General features: G+C 63.6%; 12 protein-coding genes. 8 read left to right on the plus strand and 4 right to left on the minus strand.

The annotated features are described in order from the left end of the window. Nucleotides 1-83 precede the first annotated feature (83 nt). A complete protein-coding gene (locus CGL56_RS13420) occupies nt 84-1406 on the plus strand; it encodes a UDP-N-acetylmuramoyl-tripeptide--D-alanyl-D-alanine ligase (protein WP_099107083.1) in 1323 nt (440 codons plus the stop codon). Here CGL56_RS13420 and CGL56_RS13425 read toward each other — a convergent pair. After that, nucleotides 1403-3268 carry a cation:proton antiporter gene (locus CGL56_RS13425; RefSeq protein WP_099107084.1) on the minus strand — a complete coding sequence of 622 codons (1866 nt, stop codon included), beginning with the start codon at nt 3266-3268 and terminating at the stop codon, nt 1403-1405. The genes CGL56_RS13420 and CGL56_RS13425 overlap by 4 nt on opposite strands. 83 nt (nt 3269-3351) lie before the next feature. Between CGL56_RS13425 and CGL56_RS13430 the strand changes: the two genes are divergently transcribed. The 3 genes from CGL56_RS13430 to ppgK are packed head-to-tail and all read left to right on the plus strand — an operon-like array spanning nt 3352 to nt 5406. Continuing rightward, the gene (locus CGL56_RS13430; protein ID WP_099107085.1) at nt 3352-3642 is read left to right on the plus strand and encodes a hypothetical protein; all 291 of its coding nucleotides are present in this window, start codon (nt 3352-3354) and stop codon (nt 3640-3642) included. Between the two features lie 30 nt (nt 3643-3672). Then, the gene (locus CGL56_RS13435) at nt 3673-4548 is read left to right on the plus strand and encodes a peptidylprolyl isomerase (RefSeq protein WP_099107086.1); all 876 of its coding nucleotides are present in this window, start codon (nt 3673-3675) and stop codon (nt 4546-4548) included. 60 nt (nt 4549-4608) lie between these two features. Then, nucleotides 4609-5406, plus strand: coding sequence for a polyphosphate--glucose phosphotransferase (ppgK, locus tag CGL56_RS13440; protein WP_245184180.1), 798 nt, complete (start codon nt 4609-4611; stop codon nt 5404-5406). On the opposite strand, the gene cysS is transcribed toward ppgK, so the two are convergent. From cysS to CGL56_RS13455, 3 genes are all read right to left on the minus strand, one after another. Continuing rightward, a complete protein-coding gene (gene cysS / locus CGL56_RS13445; RefSeq protein ID WP_099107087.1) occupies nt 5403-6893 on the minus strand; it encodes a cysteine--tRNA ligase in 1491 nt (496 codons plus the stop codon). The genes ppgK and cysS overlap by 4 nt on opposite strands. Nucleotides 6894-7063: 170 nt before the next feature. Then, nucleotides 7064-7681 (minus strand): DNA-3-methyladenine glycosylase family protein, encoded by a 618-nt coding sequence (locus CGL56_RS13450; protein ID WP_099107088.1) that lies wholly within the window; start codon nt 7679-7681, stop codon nt 7064-7066. Nucleotides 7682-7757: 76 nt separating this feature from the next. After that, a complete protein-coding gene (locus CGL56_RS13455) occupies nt 7758-8294 on the minus strand; it encodes a flavin reductase family protein (protein ID WP_099107089.1) in 537 nt (178 codons plus the stop codon). Between the two features lie 175 nt (nt 8295-8469). Between CGL56_RS13455 and CGL56_RS13460 the strand changes: the two genes are divergently transcribed. From CGL56_RS13460 to CGL56_RS13475, 4 genes are all read left to right on the plus strand, one after another. Then, nucleotides 8470-9234 (plus strand): MbnP family protein, encoded by a 765-nt coding sequence (locus CGL56_RS13460; RefSeq protein ID WP_099107090.1) that lies wholly within the window; start codon nt 8470-8472, stop codon nt 9232-9234. Then, the gene (locus CGL56_RS13465) at nt 9235-10290 is read left to right on the plus strand and encodes a cytochrome-c peroxidase (RefSeq protein WP_099107091.1); all 1056 of its coding nucleotides are present in this window, start codon (nt 9235-9237) and stop codon (nt 10288-10290) included. 14 nt (nt 10291-10304) lie between these two features. After that, entirely contained in the window at nt 10305-11423 is a 1119-nt protein-coding gene (locus CGL56_RS13470; RefSeq protein ID WP_099107092.1) for a cytochrome-c peroxidase, read from the plus strand. A gap of 526 nt (nt 11424-11949) precedes the next feature. After that, nucleotides 11950-15966 (plus strand): T9SS type A sorting domain-containing protein, encoded by a 4017-nt coding sequence (locus CGL56_RS13475; protein WP_167641651.1) that lies wholly within the window; start codon nt 11950-11952, stop codon nt 15964-15966. The last annotated feature ends 61 nt before the right edge of the window (nt 15967-16027 follow it).

Consider the following 16027-nt stretch of genomic DNA (forward strand, 5'->3'; position numbering starts at 1 on the left):
CCGGCTAAACACCTATAATTCCGGAATGCCCCGTCCCATGTATTTGGACGGGGCATTTCCTTTTCCGCTCTTAGCTTTGTGGGATGAAGCTGACCTACGCTGAACTTCCGGAACTTTACCGGCTATACCTCCAGCACCCACAGGTGAGCATCGACAGTCGTCGGGTGCCGGATGGGGGACTCTTCATTGCCCTGCGCGGCCGGACCGACGGCAACCAGTACGCCGCCGCCGCCCTGGCGGCCGGTGCCGCCTACGCCATCGTAGACGACCCGGAGGTCGCCGCCGCCGGCGACGACCGCTACCTACTGGTGGAAGACGGGCTGAAGGCCCTGCAGCAGCTGGCCGGCAGGCACCGCGCGGCCTTCCGCATGCCGGTTTTTGCCATCACCGGGAGCAACGGCAAAACGACGACCAAGGAACTCATCGCGGCGGTAATGTCGCAGCAGTACCGCGTCCACGCCACCCCCGGCAACTACAACAACCACATCGGGTTGCCGCTGACCATCCTGTCCATGCCCCCGGGCACGGAGTTCCTCATCCTGGAGATGGGGGCCAACCACCGGGGAGAGATTGCCGAACTCTGCGCCATTGGTCGGCCCACCCACGGCCTGATCACCAACATCGGCACGGCCCACCTGGAAGGATTCGGGGGGCAGGAAGGCATCCGCCTCGGGAAGGGGGAGCTGTATGATTTCCTCCGCACCAACGGGGGCGTCGTCTTCGTCAATAATGATGAGCCGCAGCTGGCCGACATGGCCCAGGGAATGAGCCGCATCATTCCCTACTTCAGCAGTGAGGAGCCCTCGCTTTCGGTTGCCGGTCTGGAAATTAAGACCCTGGCTACCCACCCCAACCTGCGGGTGGCCTTCTTCAGTGAGGCCCGCGAGCTGGTGGAAACCGATACCCAGCTGGCGGGGAAGCACAACTTGCAAAACGTCAAGTCTGCCATTGCCGTAGGGCGCTACTTCAAGGTGCCGGGCGCCGGCATCTGCGCGGCCCTGTCGGGGTACCGCCCCGCTAATCACCGCAGCCAGTGGCTGACCCACCGGGGCGTGACCTTCTACTGGGACGCCTACAACGCCAACCCCAGCAGTGTAGGGGCCGCCTTGAGCAGCTTCTCCGCCGACAGTGCGCCCTCGGACAGCGTGGTTGTCCTCGGGGAGATGCTGGAACTGGGTGAGGCCGCCCCCGCCGCCCACCGCCAGGTCGCCCTCCAGGCGGGGCAGGTGGCGCGGACCGTGTTGCTGGTGGGCCGAGAGATGGCCGAGGTGGCCCGGGAGTTCGACCGCCCCCATTTTGCCGACAGCGGCCAGCTTGCCGAGTGGTTCTGGCAACAGGAATGGGCCGGCAAGAAGGTCTTCGTGAAGGGCAGCCGGGGCAACCGCCTGGAGCGGTTGCTGGACTAGGCCTCCACCGGCCGGGCCAGCTGCCGGGCCGCGCTCCGGTTGACGCTGGGCAGCGGTTCCCCGATGTAGTACAGGGTATCGCCGGGGCTCACCGACAGGGGCCGGTCGCCCGCCGGAATGAAGGTGATGTCGCCGTGCTCCGTACACCGCAGGTACAGGGGGATGGCCCGTTCCTCCCGCAACTGGGCGATCAGGTTGGGCAGTTCGTCGGGGTCCAGCAGTTGGATGGCGTTGACGGTGCCGAAATTCCGGGCGGCCCGGTTGAAGAGCAGGTAGCTGACGTAGTGGCCGAAGAGGGCCTCCGGGCCAAAGCGCTGGGCCTGGATTTCCTTGCGGGTCACCAGGCGGTAGGCCCCCCGGATGCCTTCGCGGCTGCGGTAGTTGTTGAGGAGGTAGAAATTGTCCTCGTCGTTGCCGGTGAGCGCCAGCACGTAGCCGATGTCGGTCAGGTCGAGCTTGCTGTCGAGCAGGTCGGAATTGAACTGCACCTGTATGGTGGTCAGGTGTTGCTCCTGGGCAATGTCCCGCTCGGCGCGGTTGCCGGTGACCAGGGTGACGTCGCGGCCGCTCTCTACCAGGGAATGGGCCAGCTGGCGGGCGCCCTCCGACGCGCCGAAGATGACCACCCCGCTGCCCTTGGGCAGGCTCACCTTCAGCTTTCGGGCCAGGAATCCGGCCAGGGTAGCGTTCAGGAGGACCGTCCCCAGCACGATCAGAAAGACCAGCGGCGTGATGTACTCGGCGTGGGTGATGCCTTCTTCCGCCAGTTCGATGCCGAACAGGGAGGCCACCCCCGCCGCTACGATACCCCGGGGGCCGACCCAGCTGATGAAGGCCTTGTCGCGCCAGCCGAGTTCGGAGGTGCGCAGGCTCCAGAAGACGCCGAGGGGGCGGGCCAGAAATACGACGATGAGGAAGACAACGAGGCTTTCCTGGTTCAGGACGAGCCGGATCTGCTCTACCGTCATGTTGGCCGACAGCAGGATGAACAACAGGGAGATCAGCAGCAGGGTAAGGCTCTCCTTGAAGTCGAGGATGTCGTGGAGGTAAGGCACCTCGCGGTTGGCAAGGTAGGCACCCATCACCACCGTGGTCAGCAGCCCGCTCTCGTGGGCGATGGCGTCGGAGAGCAGAAAGGCGCCGACCACGAAGCCGAGGGTGACGATGTTCAGGAGGAACTTCGGGATATACAGCCGGGAGATAAGGATGAACAGCAGCCGGCCCAGTACGAAGCCCAGGCCGATACCGACCAGTCCGGACTGCAGGAACTTGATCAGGGAGTTGTATACCGTGGCCTGGGGGTCGTAGTACGCCAGGATGAAGTTGTAGAAAAGGACGGCCAGGAAGGCGCCCAGGGGGTCGATGACGATGCTCTCCCACTTCAGCACGGTGGCCACCTGCCGCTTCACGTTGATCTGCCGCATGATGGGGGCGATGACGGTAGGCCCCGTGACCACGATGAGGGTAGAGAAGAGGAAGGCGATCTGCCAGTTGAGGCCCAGGACGTAGTGGGCGGCCAGGCCGGCGATCACCGTAGTGGTGAGTGCCCCGTAGGTGGTCAGGCGCAGGATACTGTCGGCCAGGCCCCGGATTTCCTTGAGCTTGAGCGTCAGGCCGCCCTCGAAAAGGATGAGGCCGATGGACAGGGAGACGAAGCTGTAGAGGAGGTTGCCCGGGAAGAGCCCCGTACCCGCATCGCTGTCGAAGCGGGGGCTCAGCAGCCGGTGGCCGGTGTACAGCTCCCAGCCGGGACCAATGAGAATGCCGGCCAGAATGAGGGGAAGAATGGCCGGTACCCTAAGTCGCCAGGCGATCCACTGGGCGACAACGCCGATAATGATCAGGCTTCCGATTTCGTACATAGCAGTAAATCGCCCCAAACCGGAAGTTGTTTATCGTCCCCTTGGGGTATCTTCGCCCACCAACCCTTTACAACCTTCCGCCCTTGACCCGCCAAGAATTTGATGATTCGCTGTCCGCTGCCAGCCCCCCCGCCGACGCTGGCTTGCCGCTTTCTTCGCTGTGGTGGATCAGCCGGAACCAGTGGCAAAAGGCCCATGACCTCATCGACCAGGCGCCGGGCTCCGACTGCGCCTGGGTACACGCCCACCTCCACCGCATCGAGGGCGACGACGCCAACGCCAGCTACTGGTACCGCCGCGCCGGCCGGGAAAAACCCAACTACGGCCTGGTAAAGGAGCGGGAAGTACTGCTGGAACATTTCCTGAGCCGCTAGGCCAGGCCGCCCCGCCCCCAAACCCATCCTATGCGCTTGCTCCTCGTATTGCTCTCCCTGGTGTGCTTCTCCTACTGCGCCCGACCGGTCGCCGGCTTCTCCGCCGGACCCACCACCGTAGTCGCCGCCGACACCGTGCGCTTCAGCAACGACTCGGAGCGGGCGGTGAGGTACCACTGGGACTTCGGCAACGGCACGACGAGCACGGCCGCAGAACCCACCGTACGCTACTTCCGTTCCGGCGACTACCAGGTCGTGCTCACGGCCACCAACGAAAAAGGAAAATCCCGATCAACCACCCAAACCATCAACGTGACGCCACCCAAAGAATGCCTCATCCGCATTGAGACCCCCCTCGGTAACATGCTTGCCCGCCTTTCCGACCAGACGCCCCAGCACCAGGACAACTTCGTGAAGCTGGTCGAGGAGGATTTCTACGATGGCCTGCTCTTTCACCGGGTGATCGAAGGGTTCATGATCCAGGGTGGTGACCCCACCAGCAAGAACGCCGGCCCCAACGACCGGCTCGGCACCGGCGGCCCCGGCTACCAGGTACCGGCGGAATTCGACCCCTCCCTGGCCCACGTCAAGGGAGCGATCGCCGCGGCCCGCACCAATAACCCCGAGAAGAAAAGCTCGGGCTCCCAGTTCTACATCGTCCACGGGCGGCCCGTTACCGAAGCCGAACTGAACCGCCAGGAAGGGCAGACCGGCGTCCGCTATCCCAGCGACGTGCGCGAGCGCTACCTGGAAGTAGGGGGCGTACCCTTCCTCGATCAGAACTACACCGTCTTCGGTCAGGTCATCGAAGGCCTGGACGTGATCGACAAGATCGCCGCCACGGCTACCGGTGCCGGCGACCGCCCCATCGAGGACGTTTCGATGAAGATTACCCTGGTCCGCTAGCCCCCGCCCGGGCCCTCCGGGAAGTGGTCCGTTAGCCGACAAGTAACTATCTTACCAGCCATGGGACAAATGAACGGAAGCAACAGCACTACCATTCTCGGCGTCGATGTGGGCGCCACCGGATTCAAGGGCGGACTGGTCGACGTGAAGACCGGAACCATGCTCACCGAAAGGCACCGGTTCGACACTCCCCAGCCGGCCACGCCGTCGGCCATGGCCTATACCTTTCGCAGCCTGATCGACCACTTCGACTACAGCGGGGTGGTAGGGGTCGGCTTCCCGGCCGTCGTCCACCGCAACGTGGCCGGCAGCGCCTCCAACATCGACAAGGCCTGGATCGGCACCTCCATCTCGGAGACCTTCGGCCGCATGCGCGACGTATCCATCTACGCCCTGAACGACGCCGACGCCGCGGGCATCGCCACCATGAACTTCGGTACCGGCCGCTCCCACAAGGAAGAGGGTACGGTGGTCATGATCACCATCGGTACCGGGCTGGGCGGCGCGATGTTCCTCGACGGGCAGCTGGTGCCCAATTTCGAGCTTGGCCAGCTCTACCTCAAGGGCATGGATATCGTGGCGGAGAAGTACATCTCCAACAAGATCCGGAAGGACAACGACATGGACTGGAAGACCTTCGGCAAGCGGCTGAACAAGTACCTCACCTTCGTCAATTCCATCCTGAACCCCGACCTGATCATCCTCGGCGGGGGCGGAAGCAAGTACTTCTCAGACTACAAGAAGTACATCAAGGTGAAGTGCACCGTCAAGCCCGCCGAAATGCGCAATACCGCCGGCACGGTGGGCGCGGCCGTCTACGCCTACCAGCGGCACCACCGGAAGGTTGCGGCGGTCTAAATCGACCAGCTCGCCCCGTCCTTGCCATCCTTGACCGTGATACCGGCCGCGGACAGGGCGTCGCGTAGCTTGTCCGAGAGGGCCCAATCCTTGTCGGCCCGCGCCTGCTGCCGCAGGTCCAGCACGATCTGCATCACCTTATCGAGGGCTTCCTGTTCGGCTCCGGCCCCGGCGGCTTCGTCGCGCAGGCCCAGTACGTCGAAAAGCAGGGTGCCCAGCCTTTCCTTGAAGGAGGCCAGGGTGTCGGCGCTCACTTCGTCGAGGGAGAGCTGTCCGCCCTTCAGCGCGTTGATGCGGGTCACCAGTTCGAAGATGCGGGCGACGGCCTTCGGGGTATTGAAGTCGTCGTCCATTTCCGCATAGGCGGCCTCGAGGCCCGCCATCAGTTCCTTTCCGACGGTTCCGTTCTGGGCGCTTCCGCCGGCTTCCAGTTCACTCAGGGACTGCCAGGCATCCATCAGTCGGCCGTAGCCCTTTTTGGCGGCCTGCAGGGCCTCGTCGCTGAGGTCCATCGTACTGCGGTAGTGGGTCTGCAGCATGAAGAAGCGGATGACCATCGGGCTGTAACCTTCGGATACGTGCTTGCTTTCGCCGGAGAAGAGTTGTTCGGGGGTGATGGTGTTGCCGTCCGACTTCGACATTTTCTTGCCGTTCATCAGCAGCATGTTGGTATGCAGCCAGTAGCGGGCTCCGCCGTGGTGGCAGGCCCCCACGTTCTGGGCAATCTCGTTCTCGTGGTGGGGGAACTTCAGGTCGTTGCCGCCACCGTGGATGTCGAACTGCTCACCGAGGTACTTGGTGCTCATGGCCGAGCACTCGAGGTGCCAGCCGGGGAATCCGGGGCCCCAGGGGCTGTCCCAGCGCAGGATGTGGTCGTCGGAGGCCCGCATCCAGATGGCGAAGTCGGAGGGGTTGCGCTTTTCGTCCTGGGCCTTCAGTTCGCGGCTTTCGGCCATGAGCTCATCGATGCGGCGGCCGGAGAGTTCCCCGTAGCGGTCGTCGTTGGCGTTGTTGTAGGCCTCGACGTCGAAGTACACCGATCCGTTCACCTCGTAGGCGTAGCCGTTCTTCAGGATCTCCCGCACCATCTCGATCTGCTCGATGATGTGGCCGGTGGCCCGGGGTTCGATGCTGGGGGGCAGCGCATTGAAGGTGCGCATCATATCGTGAAACTGGTTGCTGAACTTCTGGGCTACCTCCATGGGTTCCAGCTGCTCCAGGCGGGCGCCCTTGCTCATGCGGTCCTCCCCGTCGTCGGTGAGGTGGCCTACGTCGGTGATGTTGCGCACGTAGCGCACCCGGTAGCCCTTGGCCATCAGGTAGCGGTAGATGATGTCGAAGCTCACGAAAGTGCGGCAGTTGCCCAGGTGAACGGGGTTGTACACGGTAGGGCCGCAAACGTAGAGGCCCACGTGTCCCTCTACCAGGGGCTTGAAGGATTCCTTGCGCCGGGTCAGGCTGTTGTAGAGGGTGAGGTTGCTGGGCATGTGCATTCAGTTTCGGGGGGCAAAATTAAGGGATTCTTGGTAGTCGGGCTGGACCGGGGTGAAGTGGTCGGACGACTAAGTCGTCCGACCACTAAGTCGTCCGACCATTTTTCATTGGACCACTTAGTCGTCCAACCGAAATTCGTCGGACCACTATAGTGGTCCGACCACTAATCACTGGACGAAACCTCCATCTCCCACAGAAACCGGCTGGCGTAGCTGCGGTAGGGCCGCCAGGGCTCCGCGGCCTCGATCATGGCCCGCAGCAGGGCCTTGCCCTTCAGGTGGTGGAGGTCGAAGAGGCGGATCAGGTTGCGGCGCACCACGAGATCGTCGAGGGGCAGGAGGTCCGGGCGGTGGAGAACGAACATCAGCACCATCTCCACCGTCCATTTCCCCACCCCCTTGATCTGGGTGAGGAGGTGGATGATCTCCTCGTCGGAGTAGGCGGACCAGTCCTGGTTGATGAGCTTGTGCTCCAGCCAGAACTCGGCCACGTTATGGAGGTAGGCGGCCTTGGAACGGCTCATGCCCACGGCCCGCAGGTCGGCGACCGAGAGGTCGAGCAAAGGGCGGGGGTGGGGGTAGCCATCGGGGAAAACGTCCAGGAAACGTCCGAAGATGGTAGCCGCCGCCCGGCCGCTGAGCTGCTGGAAGGTGATGGAGCGCAGCAGCCCGAAGTAGACGTCTCCGTCGAAATCGGGCCGCTCCTTAAGCGTATGCCGCGCCACGATGGGCGCGATCCGCGGCTCGCGGCTGAGGTGTTCAATAATGGCGGGGTCGGTCATGGGATTGGGATAACAAAAAAGGGTCCCCGACGGTCGACCGCCGGGGACCCCCGCACACGGGCAGGCGCCCCGGGCGCTAGCTCTGGGGACTGGTGCCTTCGTAATGCTTGCGGGTATCGGCTTCGGTGACGGGCTCACCGTCCCGGCTGCTGGCCTCGACGATGCGGCCCACGAAGAGCAGGTGATCTCCGGGGGTGGTCAGGGCGTCCTCGACCTTGCACTCCAGGGTAGCAATGCCGCAGTCGAGTACGGGCGCGCCGGTCTTGCCCTCCTTGTAGGAAATGCCGTTCACCGACTGCTCGCTGTAGTCTACCTCGTGCTGCTCGGCAAACTGTTTGATGAGGGGCTCGTCCTGCTTGCCCAGCACGCTGAGGGAGAAGGACTGGGCCCGCTCGATGGTCTCGTGGAGGTCGCTGTCCTTCTGGACGGCAATGGTGATGAGGGGCGGGTGGAAGCTCGACTGCATCGCCCAGCTCACGGTGGAGGCCGTGACCCAGTCTTCCTCGCGGGAGGAAAGGTCCTCGCCCCCCTTGCGGGCGGCGACGATGTAGAATCCGTAGGATAATTGTTTCAGGGCTTTGTCCAGTTGAGCGTTGGCTACTTCATTGGCCATGGGGTATAATGTTTTTAGTTTACAATGCGCTCTTGCAACGGGCTGTCGATCAGTGTTGTTCAGGGCATTTGTCCGCTGCCCCACGGAGAATGTACCGGTCTGGGTACGGCCGAATTCCGGGCTGCGGCGTTATACTGCTTCCGTGGTGAACCTTGCACCCGCGGCCCCGCCCCCTATGAAGAATCTGCTCCTTTTCCTGCTGTTGCCCCTGCTCTTGACCACCGGCTGCCTGGACGATGACGACCAGCTGGACCCCCTGCGGGAGGGCGAACTTGCGCTGGCGTACCGCGCCGAATACGGTGGCCAGCCCCTGGACATTCAGCGGAAGGTATACGGCTACCCCACGGGCGACAGCCTGAAGGTGTTGCTGTTCCAGTACTACGTCTCCGACCTGGAGCTGCTGCCGGCCGACGGTGGGGAGTCCATCCGCCTGGAGGAGATCGACCTCATCCGCAGGCGCTCGGCCGCCGGTGACCCCACCGTGGAGCGCACCTACCTGGTCCCCGCCGGCGACTACCGCGGCTTGCGCTTCGGGCTGGGCGTAAAGCCGGAACTGAACGCCATGAACCCCAGCAAATTTGCCGCGAACTACGTGCTGAACGAAGCCGAATTCTGGGGGCCGACCACCCGCTATGTCTTCGCCAAGATCGAGGCCAACGCCATGCTGGAAGACGATGGCCGCTTCGATACCGGCCTGAGCTACCACATGGGCAGCGACGCCCTGTACACCACCGTGACCCTCGACCGCCGGTTTACCGTTGGGAGCGGGCGGACGCCCCGGCTGACCGTGGTGGCCGACGTACTCAAGGCGCTCAGCGGCAACGGAGAAACCTTCGACATCACCGCCCCCGGCAAACAGACCGTCCACGGCGGCAACCAGGACGTGGCCGTCGGCATCTGGAACCGGCTGGCCACCCAGTTCGCCCTGCGGGTGGAGTAGGTGGGGCGGTGGTGGACCATACTCCCCCTGCTCTGGCTGGCCTGCACCCCGGAACCCACCGATCCGGCGGCCTTCGCCGCTATCCTGTACCCCGCCGATAACCCCTCCACCGCTGCGGGCGTGGCCCTGGGGGAAAGGCTGTTCTTCGACCCCATCCTGTCGGCCGACTCCACCATCAGCTGCGCGAGTTGCCACCAACCCGGACGGGCATTTTCCGACGGACTTCCCCTCAGCATCGGCATCGATGGGCTGGCGGGAAACCGCAATACCCCCGGCCTGACGAACGTGGGCTACTACCACCTCCCGCTGTTCTGGGACGGCCGCGCCACCAACCTGGAGGAGCAGGCCCTCCACCCCGTCGGTACGGCCCACGAGATGGGAGGCAGCTGGCCGGAGGTGATCGGGCATTTGTCCGGGACGGAAGATTACCCCCACTGGTTCCTGGAGGCATTTGGGACGTCCGATATCGATTCCACCCTCGTGGGGCGGGCCCTGGCCCAGTACCAGCGCACCCTCGTCTCCCGTGACAGCAAGTACGACCGCGTTCTGCGGGGGGAGGCCAGTTACACGTCGGCCGAAGCCCTGGGCCACGCCCTCTTTTTCGACCTGGGCGACGATCCGGGGGGAGACCACGCTGGCCTGCCCACCGCCGAATGCGCCCACTGCCACACCCCGCCCCACTTCACCAACCAGCGCTTCGAGAACAACGGACTGGACGAAGCCCCTGACCTGGATGCCTTCCCCGACGCCGGCCGCGGGGCCGTGAGCGGCAACCCCTTCGACAACGGCAAGTTCCGCACCCCGGGCCTGCGCAACGTGGCCCTCACCGCCCCCTACATGCACGACGGCCGCTTCGCCACCCTGGAGGAGGTCATCGACCACTACGATTCCGGCGGCCGGTATGCGGAAAACCGCAGCGCCAACGTTCATGCCCTGGGGCTTTCCCCCGGACAAAAGGCCGCCCTGGTCGCCTTCCTGCACACCCTTACCGATACTTCATTTGTTGGGTCGAGGCAGGACTTCCGGCGCCGGCGCGCGGGTGCCGGGTCCGAATAAACAGCCAAGCGAAGATGATCCGTTCCCTCTCCATTCTCGGTACCCTGCTTCTCCTGACGGCCCTGGGCTGTCAGGAAGAGCCGACGGGCGGTGGGGGCACCATCGACGAAGGGGCGATCACCGGCCCTGCCAGCCCCACCCCTTACGCCCTGGAGGTGCCGGACTACTTCCCGGCCCCCGTTGACGACCCCGAGAACCCGATGTCGGAAGAGGGGGTGGAGCTGGGCCGCCACCTCTTCTACGATGCTATCATTTTCAGCACGGAGGGAAATATGTCCTGCGCCAGCTGCCACAAGCAGGAACTGGCCTTCACCGACGGCTTCGGGCGGGCCATCGGGGTGAGGGGAGAGCCCGGTCTCCGCAGTTCCATGTCGCTGGTCAACCTGGCCTTCAATCCCAACGGCTTCAACTGGGACGGCGGCGAGCAGAAACTGTGGGAGCAGGCCATCCACCCGGTGGAGGACATGCTGGAACTGGATAACGACTGGGAAGAGGTGATCCGCAAGCTGCGGGAGCACGAAGACTACCCGGCCCGGTTCCGGGCGGCCTTCGGCATCGACCGCAAGGCCGAAATTTCTCGGGAACTCACCGTCAAGGCCCTGGCGCAGTTTCAGCGCACCATCATCTCCGCCGACAGCAAGTTCGACCGGGTATTCTACCGGAACACCGACTTTTTCACCGAGGAAGAGCAACTGGGGGCCGACAGCCTGTTCTTCGTCGAGAACGTACCCCCCGGGACCCTCCACCCCGGCTGCGGCCACTGCCACAACGCCCCCCAGTTCGGCGACAACCAGTTCAAGAACAACGGCATCACGGACGTTGGCAGCATCTACGACTTCGTCGACAAGGGCCGCGGCGACATCACCGGCAACCCCTTTGACAACGGTAAGTTCCGCACGCCCACCCTGCGCAACATCGCCCTCACGGCCCCCTACATGCACGACGGCCGTTTCGCCACCCTCGAGGAAGTGATCGACGACTATGCCGCCGGTGGCCACGGAGTGGAGAACGAGGACCCCAACATCACCGGCTTCACGCTGACCGACCGGGAAAAGCGGGCCCTGCTGGCCTTTTTGCATACCCTCACCGACGAGTCGCTGCTGACCGACGAGCGGTTCTCGGCGCCGGAGTAGGGGGCGGCCCATTGAATGTATCGGCTCGGAATGGAATGCTTATTTATTAGATGTGAGACAATATGGCCGCGCCTCCGTCGTCTTCATCTGTACGCTACTTGGTGAATGGCCGCAGGCCTTAAGCAGCGGCCGGGTTGCAACGGGATTTTATACCCTGGAATCCTTGGCAAGACTGATGATCCGGATTGTTCCGGAGAACGGATTGCCTTCGGCGCTATCCAATATTAGGCCTTAGTATTTCTTTCCGGCGCAAGCCTATTTCTCATTTTCAAATCCTCTCATGAAACACCTCTACCCCTTGTGGGGCTTCTGTTTATTTCTCTTTGCCCTGCTCCCCTTGGACGAAATCAACGGACAACACACCATTGAATTTGAGTATACGGCCACCCACGTTCCCGGTGCTTCCGGTACCTTGGGATCGTACAATACCTTGAATGGGAAAAACAAATATTTTTATGCGGGATACTCTGACGACTATTATTTAGAATGGGATGGTCACCGGTGGGTGTTGCGAGTTGCACAGTTTATGCCCTTTATCACCGGCTACGTGGTAGCGACCAGTAACGCCGATGTGGGGCTTGACCCGCCGGACCTGGCCTCCGGAACCTGGCGGACCGAAAACGGCTTCACCCTCACCAAACTGACCAGAAGCGGTACGGTATCCTCCGGTCCGGCATTGAATGTTGACGCCACGGTCGACCGCCACGTCAGCTGCAACGGTGGCTCCGACGGTGGGCTTACCGCGACGGCTTCGGGCGGCACCAGTCCCTACCTGTATATATGGTCCACTGGAGCGATTACGCCCAGTATCACGGGCCTTGCGGCAGGTACCTACACCGTCACCGTTACGGACGCGAGTGCGTCCACCGCCACGGCCTCGGCCACCATCACGGAACCACCCGTCCTCACGGCCTCGGCGGCAGTCGACGCCAACGTCAGCTGCAATAGCGGCACCGACGGTGCCCTCACCGCTTCCGGCACGGGTGGCACTACTCCCTACACCTACCAGTGGTCGAACGGCGCTACGACGGCCAGCATGGTTGGTCTCCAGGCGGGTACCTACACCGCCACCATCACGGACGCCAACGGCTGTACCGCCACGGCGTCGGCCACGGTCACGGAACCCGCCGTCCTCACGGCTTCTGCGGTAGTCGACGCCAACGTAAGCTGCAATAGCGGTACCGACGGCGCCCTCACCGCTTCCGGCACTGGCGGCACTACCCCCTACACCTACCAGTGGTCGAACGGCGCTACCACGGCCAGCATGGTTGGTCTCCAGGTGGGTACCTACACCGCCACCATCACTGACGCCAACGGCTGTACCTCCACTGCCTCGGCTACGATCACCCAGCCCACCGTCCTTAAAGCCACGGCAGTAGTCGACGCCAACGTCAGCTGCAACGGCGGCTCCAACGGTGCCCTCACCGCTTCCGGCACCGGCGGCACTACCCCCTATATTTACCAGTGGTCAAACGGCGCCATCACCGCCACCACGACCGGCCTGCCCGCCGGCACATACAACGCCACCATCACGGACGCCAACGGCTGTACCTCCACTGCCTCGGCCACGATCACCCAGCCCACTGTCCTTAAAGCCACGGCGGTAGTCGACGCCAACGTCAGCTGCAATAGCGGTACCGACGGTGCCCTCACCGCTTCCGGTACGGGTGGCACTACTCCCTACACCTACCAGTGGTCGAATGGCGCTACGACGGCCAGCATGGTTGGTCTTCAGGCGGGCACCTACACCGCCACCATCACGGACGCCAACGGCTGTACTTCTATGGCCTCGGCCACGATCACCCAGCCCACCGTCCTTAAAGCGACCGCGGCAGTCGATGCCAACGTCAGCTGCAACGGCGGCGTCAACGGTGCGGCCACGGTATCCGGCACGGGGGGCACCACCCCCTACACCTACCAGTGGTCGAATGGTGCCATTACGGCCACCACGACCGGCCTGCCCGCCGGCACTTACAACGCTACCATCACGGATGCGAATGGTTGTACTTCGATGGCCTCGGCCACGATCAACCAGCCCACAGTCCTTAAAGCCACGGCAATAGTCGACGCCAATGTCAGCTGCAATGGCGGTACCGACGGTGCCCTCACCGCTTCCGGTACGGGCGGCACTACTCCCTACACCTACCAGTGGTCGAATGGTGCCACCACGGCCAGCATGGTTAATCTTCAGGCGGGTACCTATACGGTGACCATTACCGATGGCAACGGTTGTTCCGCTACGGCTTCGGCCACGGTCACCGAGCCTAAAGTGCTGGAGACAAAGGTGTCGGTAGACGTAAATGTGAGCTGCGCGGGTGGAGCGAATGGCAAGGCCATGGTATCCACCGTTTCCGGCGGGACGGCACCCTACACCTACCTCTGGTCGAACGGGGCCACCACTTCTACCGTGACCGGCCTGTCGGCGGGTACCTACACGGTCACGACTACCGACGCCAACGGTTGTACGGCCACATCTGAAGCCAAGATCACCGAGCCGGCCCCCCTGTCCACCGCCACCACGGTTACCAACGTAAGTTGTAACGGAGGCAGCGACGGCACCGTCGACCTCAGCGTCAGTGGAGGCGTAGCCCCCTACACCTTCAACTGGTCGAATACGGCTACCACGGAGGATATGGTCGGCCTGTCAGCCGGCACCTACGAAGTGACCGTCACCGACGCCAAAGGCTGTACCACCACGGCCTCGGCCATCATCACCGAGCCCACCGTCCTCACGGCCACCGCGGTAGTCGACGCCAACGTGAGTTGCCACGGCGCTGGCGATGCTGCGGTTTCCGCCTCCGCAACGGGTGGTGTGGCTCCTTACCAGTACGCCTGGTCTACCGGAGCAATTACGGCTGCCATCGAAAACCTGGGCCACGGTACCTATACCGTCACCATCACCGACGCTAACGGCTGCACGGCTTCGGCTTCGGCTACCGTCACCCGCCCCGCGGAGTTGAAGGCCACGGCGGTAGTCGACGCCAACGCCAGCTGCAACGGCGGCTCCGACGGTGCCCTCACGGCTTCCGGCACGGGCGGCACGACCCCCTACGCTTACCAGTGGTCAAACGGTGCCACCACGGCCAGCATGGTTAATCTGCAGGCGGGTACCTATACGGTGACCATCACCGATGGCAACGGTTGTACCGCTACGGCTTCCGCCACGATCACGGAACCCGCGCTTCTGTCCGCCACCGCCACCGTTGATGCCCACGTAAGCTGCCACGGCGCCGGCGATGGTGCGGTTTCCGCCTCCGCGACGGGGGGTGTAGCTCCTTACGAGTACGCCTGGTCTACCGGAGCAACTACGGCTGCCATCGAAAACCTGGGCTTCGGTACCTATACCGTGACCATCACCGACGCAAACGGCTGCACGGCCACGGCTTCGGCTACCGTCACCCGCCCCGCGGAGTTGAAAGCCGCCGCGGTAGTTGACGCCAACGTCAGCTGCAACGGTGAAACGGATGGAGCCACCTCGGTTTCCGTCACCGGTGGCACGACCCCCTACACCTACCTCTGGTCGGACGGGGCCACGACCGCTGCGATGACTGGCCTGCCCGCCGGAACCTACACGGTGACGATCACCGACGCGAACGACTGCACGGCCACCGCATCAGTAGAGGTGACCGAACCTGCCCCCCTGACCCTGTCGCTGTCCGCCACCACGGACCTCGGCGCCCAGGAAGGCACCGCGACGGTAACCGCTGCGGGTGGTACCGCCCCCTACACTTACCTGTGGAACGATGAAAATGCACAGTCTACCGCCACGGCTACCGCACTGCGGGCCGCCACCTACGACGTGCAGGTGACGGACGCCAACGGTTGCACGGTCAGCGAAAGTGTCGTAGTCGACCTGCTGGGAGAAGCTTGTGAGCGCGCCATCGCCATCGACAGCCTCCTCGGAGCAGGACTGGATGCGTTCACCTACAGCCGGTCGTTCGACCGCACGGAATACGTCAACCATACCACGGCCGGAGAAAACCTGGCCTCCTGCTTCGGCGACAACGACGTGCTCTACCAGCCGGTCTGGTTCACCTTCACCGGCGACGGCAACATCTACCACATCCGTACCACCAACTGCGCAGATGACGCGGCAGCTGCCGATACCCGGGGCGCCCTGTTCGAAGGCAGCTGCAGCCAGGAATCCCCGCTGCTGTGCCGAGACGATGAGTCGGAGGAAGCGGCCAACTTTCTCATCGAAATCCAGACGGAGGAGGGCAAATCCTACTCCTTGATGGTCGACGCCGCTACGGCGGACGGTGCCCCCTTCTGCCTGGAAGTGCAGCAGGTAGCTACCACCTCGGTGGGTTCCGCGCCCGTACGGACCATCGCCGTCTACCCCAACCCCACCACGGGGCAGGTAACCTTTGACGGGATCGCTCCCCGGGAGGTGACGGTACTGGACGCCTTCGGCCGCATCGTTGAAAAGCAGCAGCGCCCCGGCCACCAGCTGGACCTGAGCCGGCTGCCCAGCGGGGTGTACCACCTCCTGATCACGGACGACCAGCGGCAGGTCTTCTCTTCCCGCGTGATCCGCCAGTAAGACGGCGGGTAGATTGGAAAGCCGGCAGGGGTCATTGCGACTTCTGCCGGCTTTTTCATTT

The organism is Neolewinella marina (assembly GCF_002631205.1).
GTDB lineage: Bacteria > Bacteroidota > Bacteroidia > Chitinophagales > Saprospiraceae > Neolewinella > Neolewinella marina.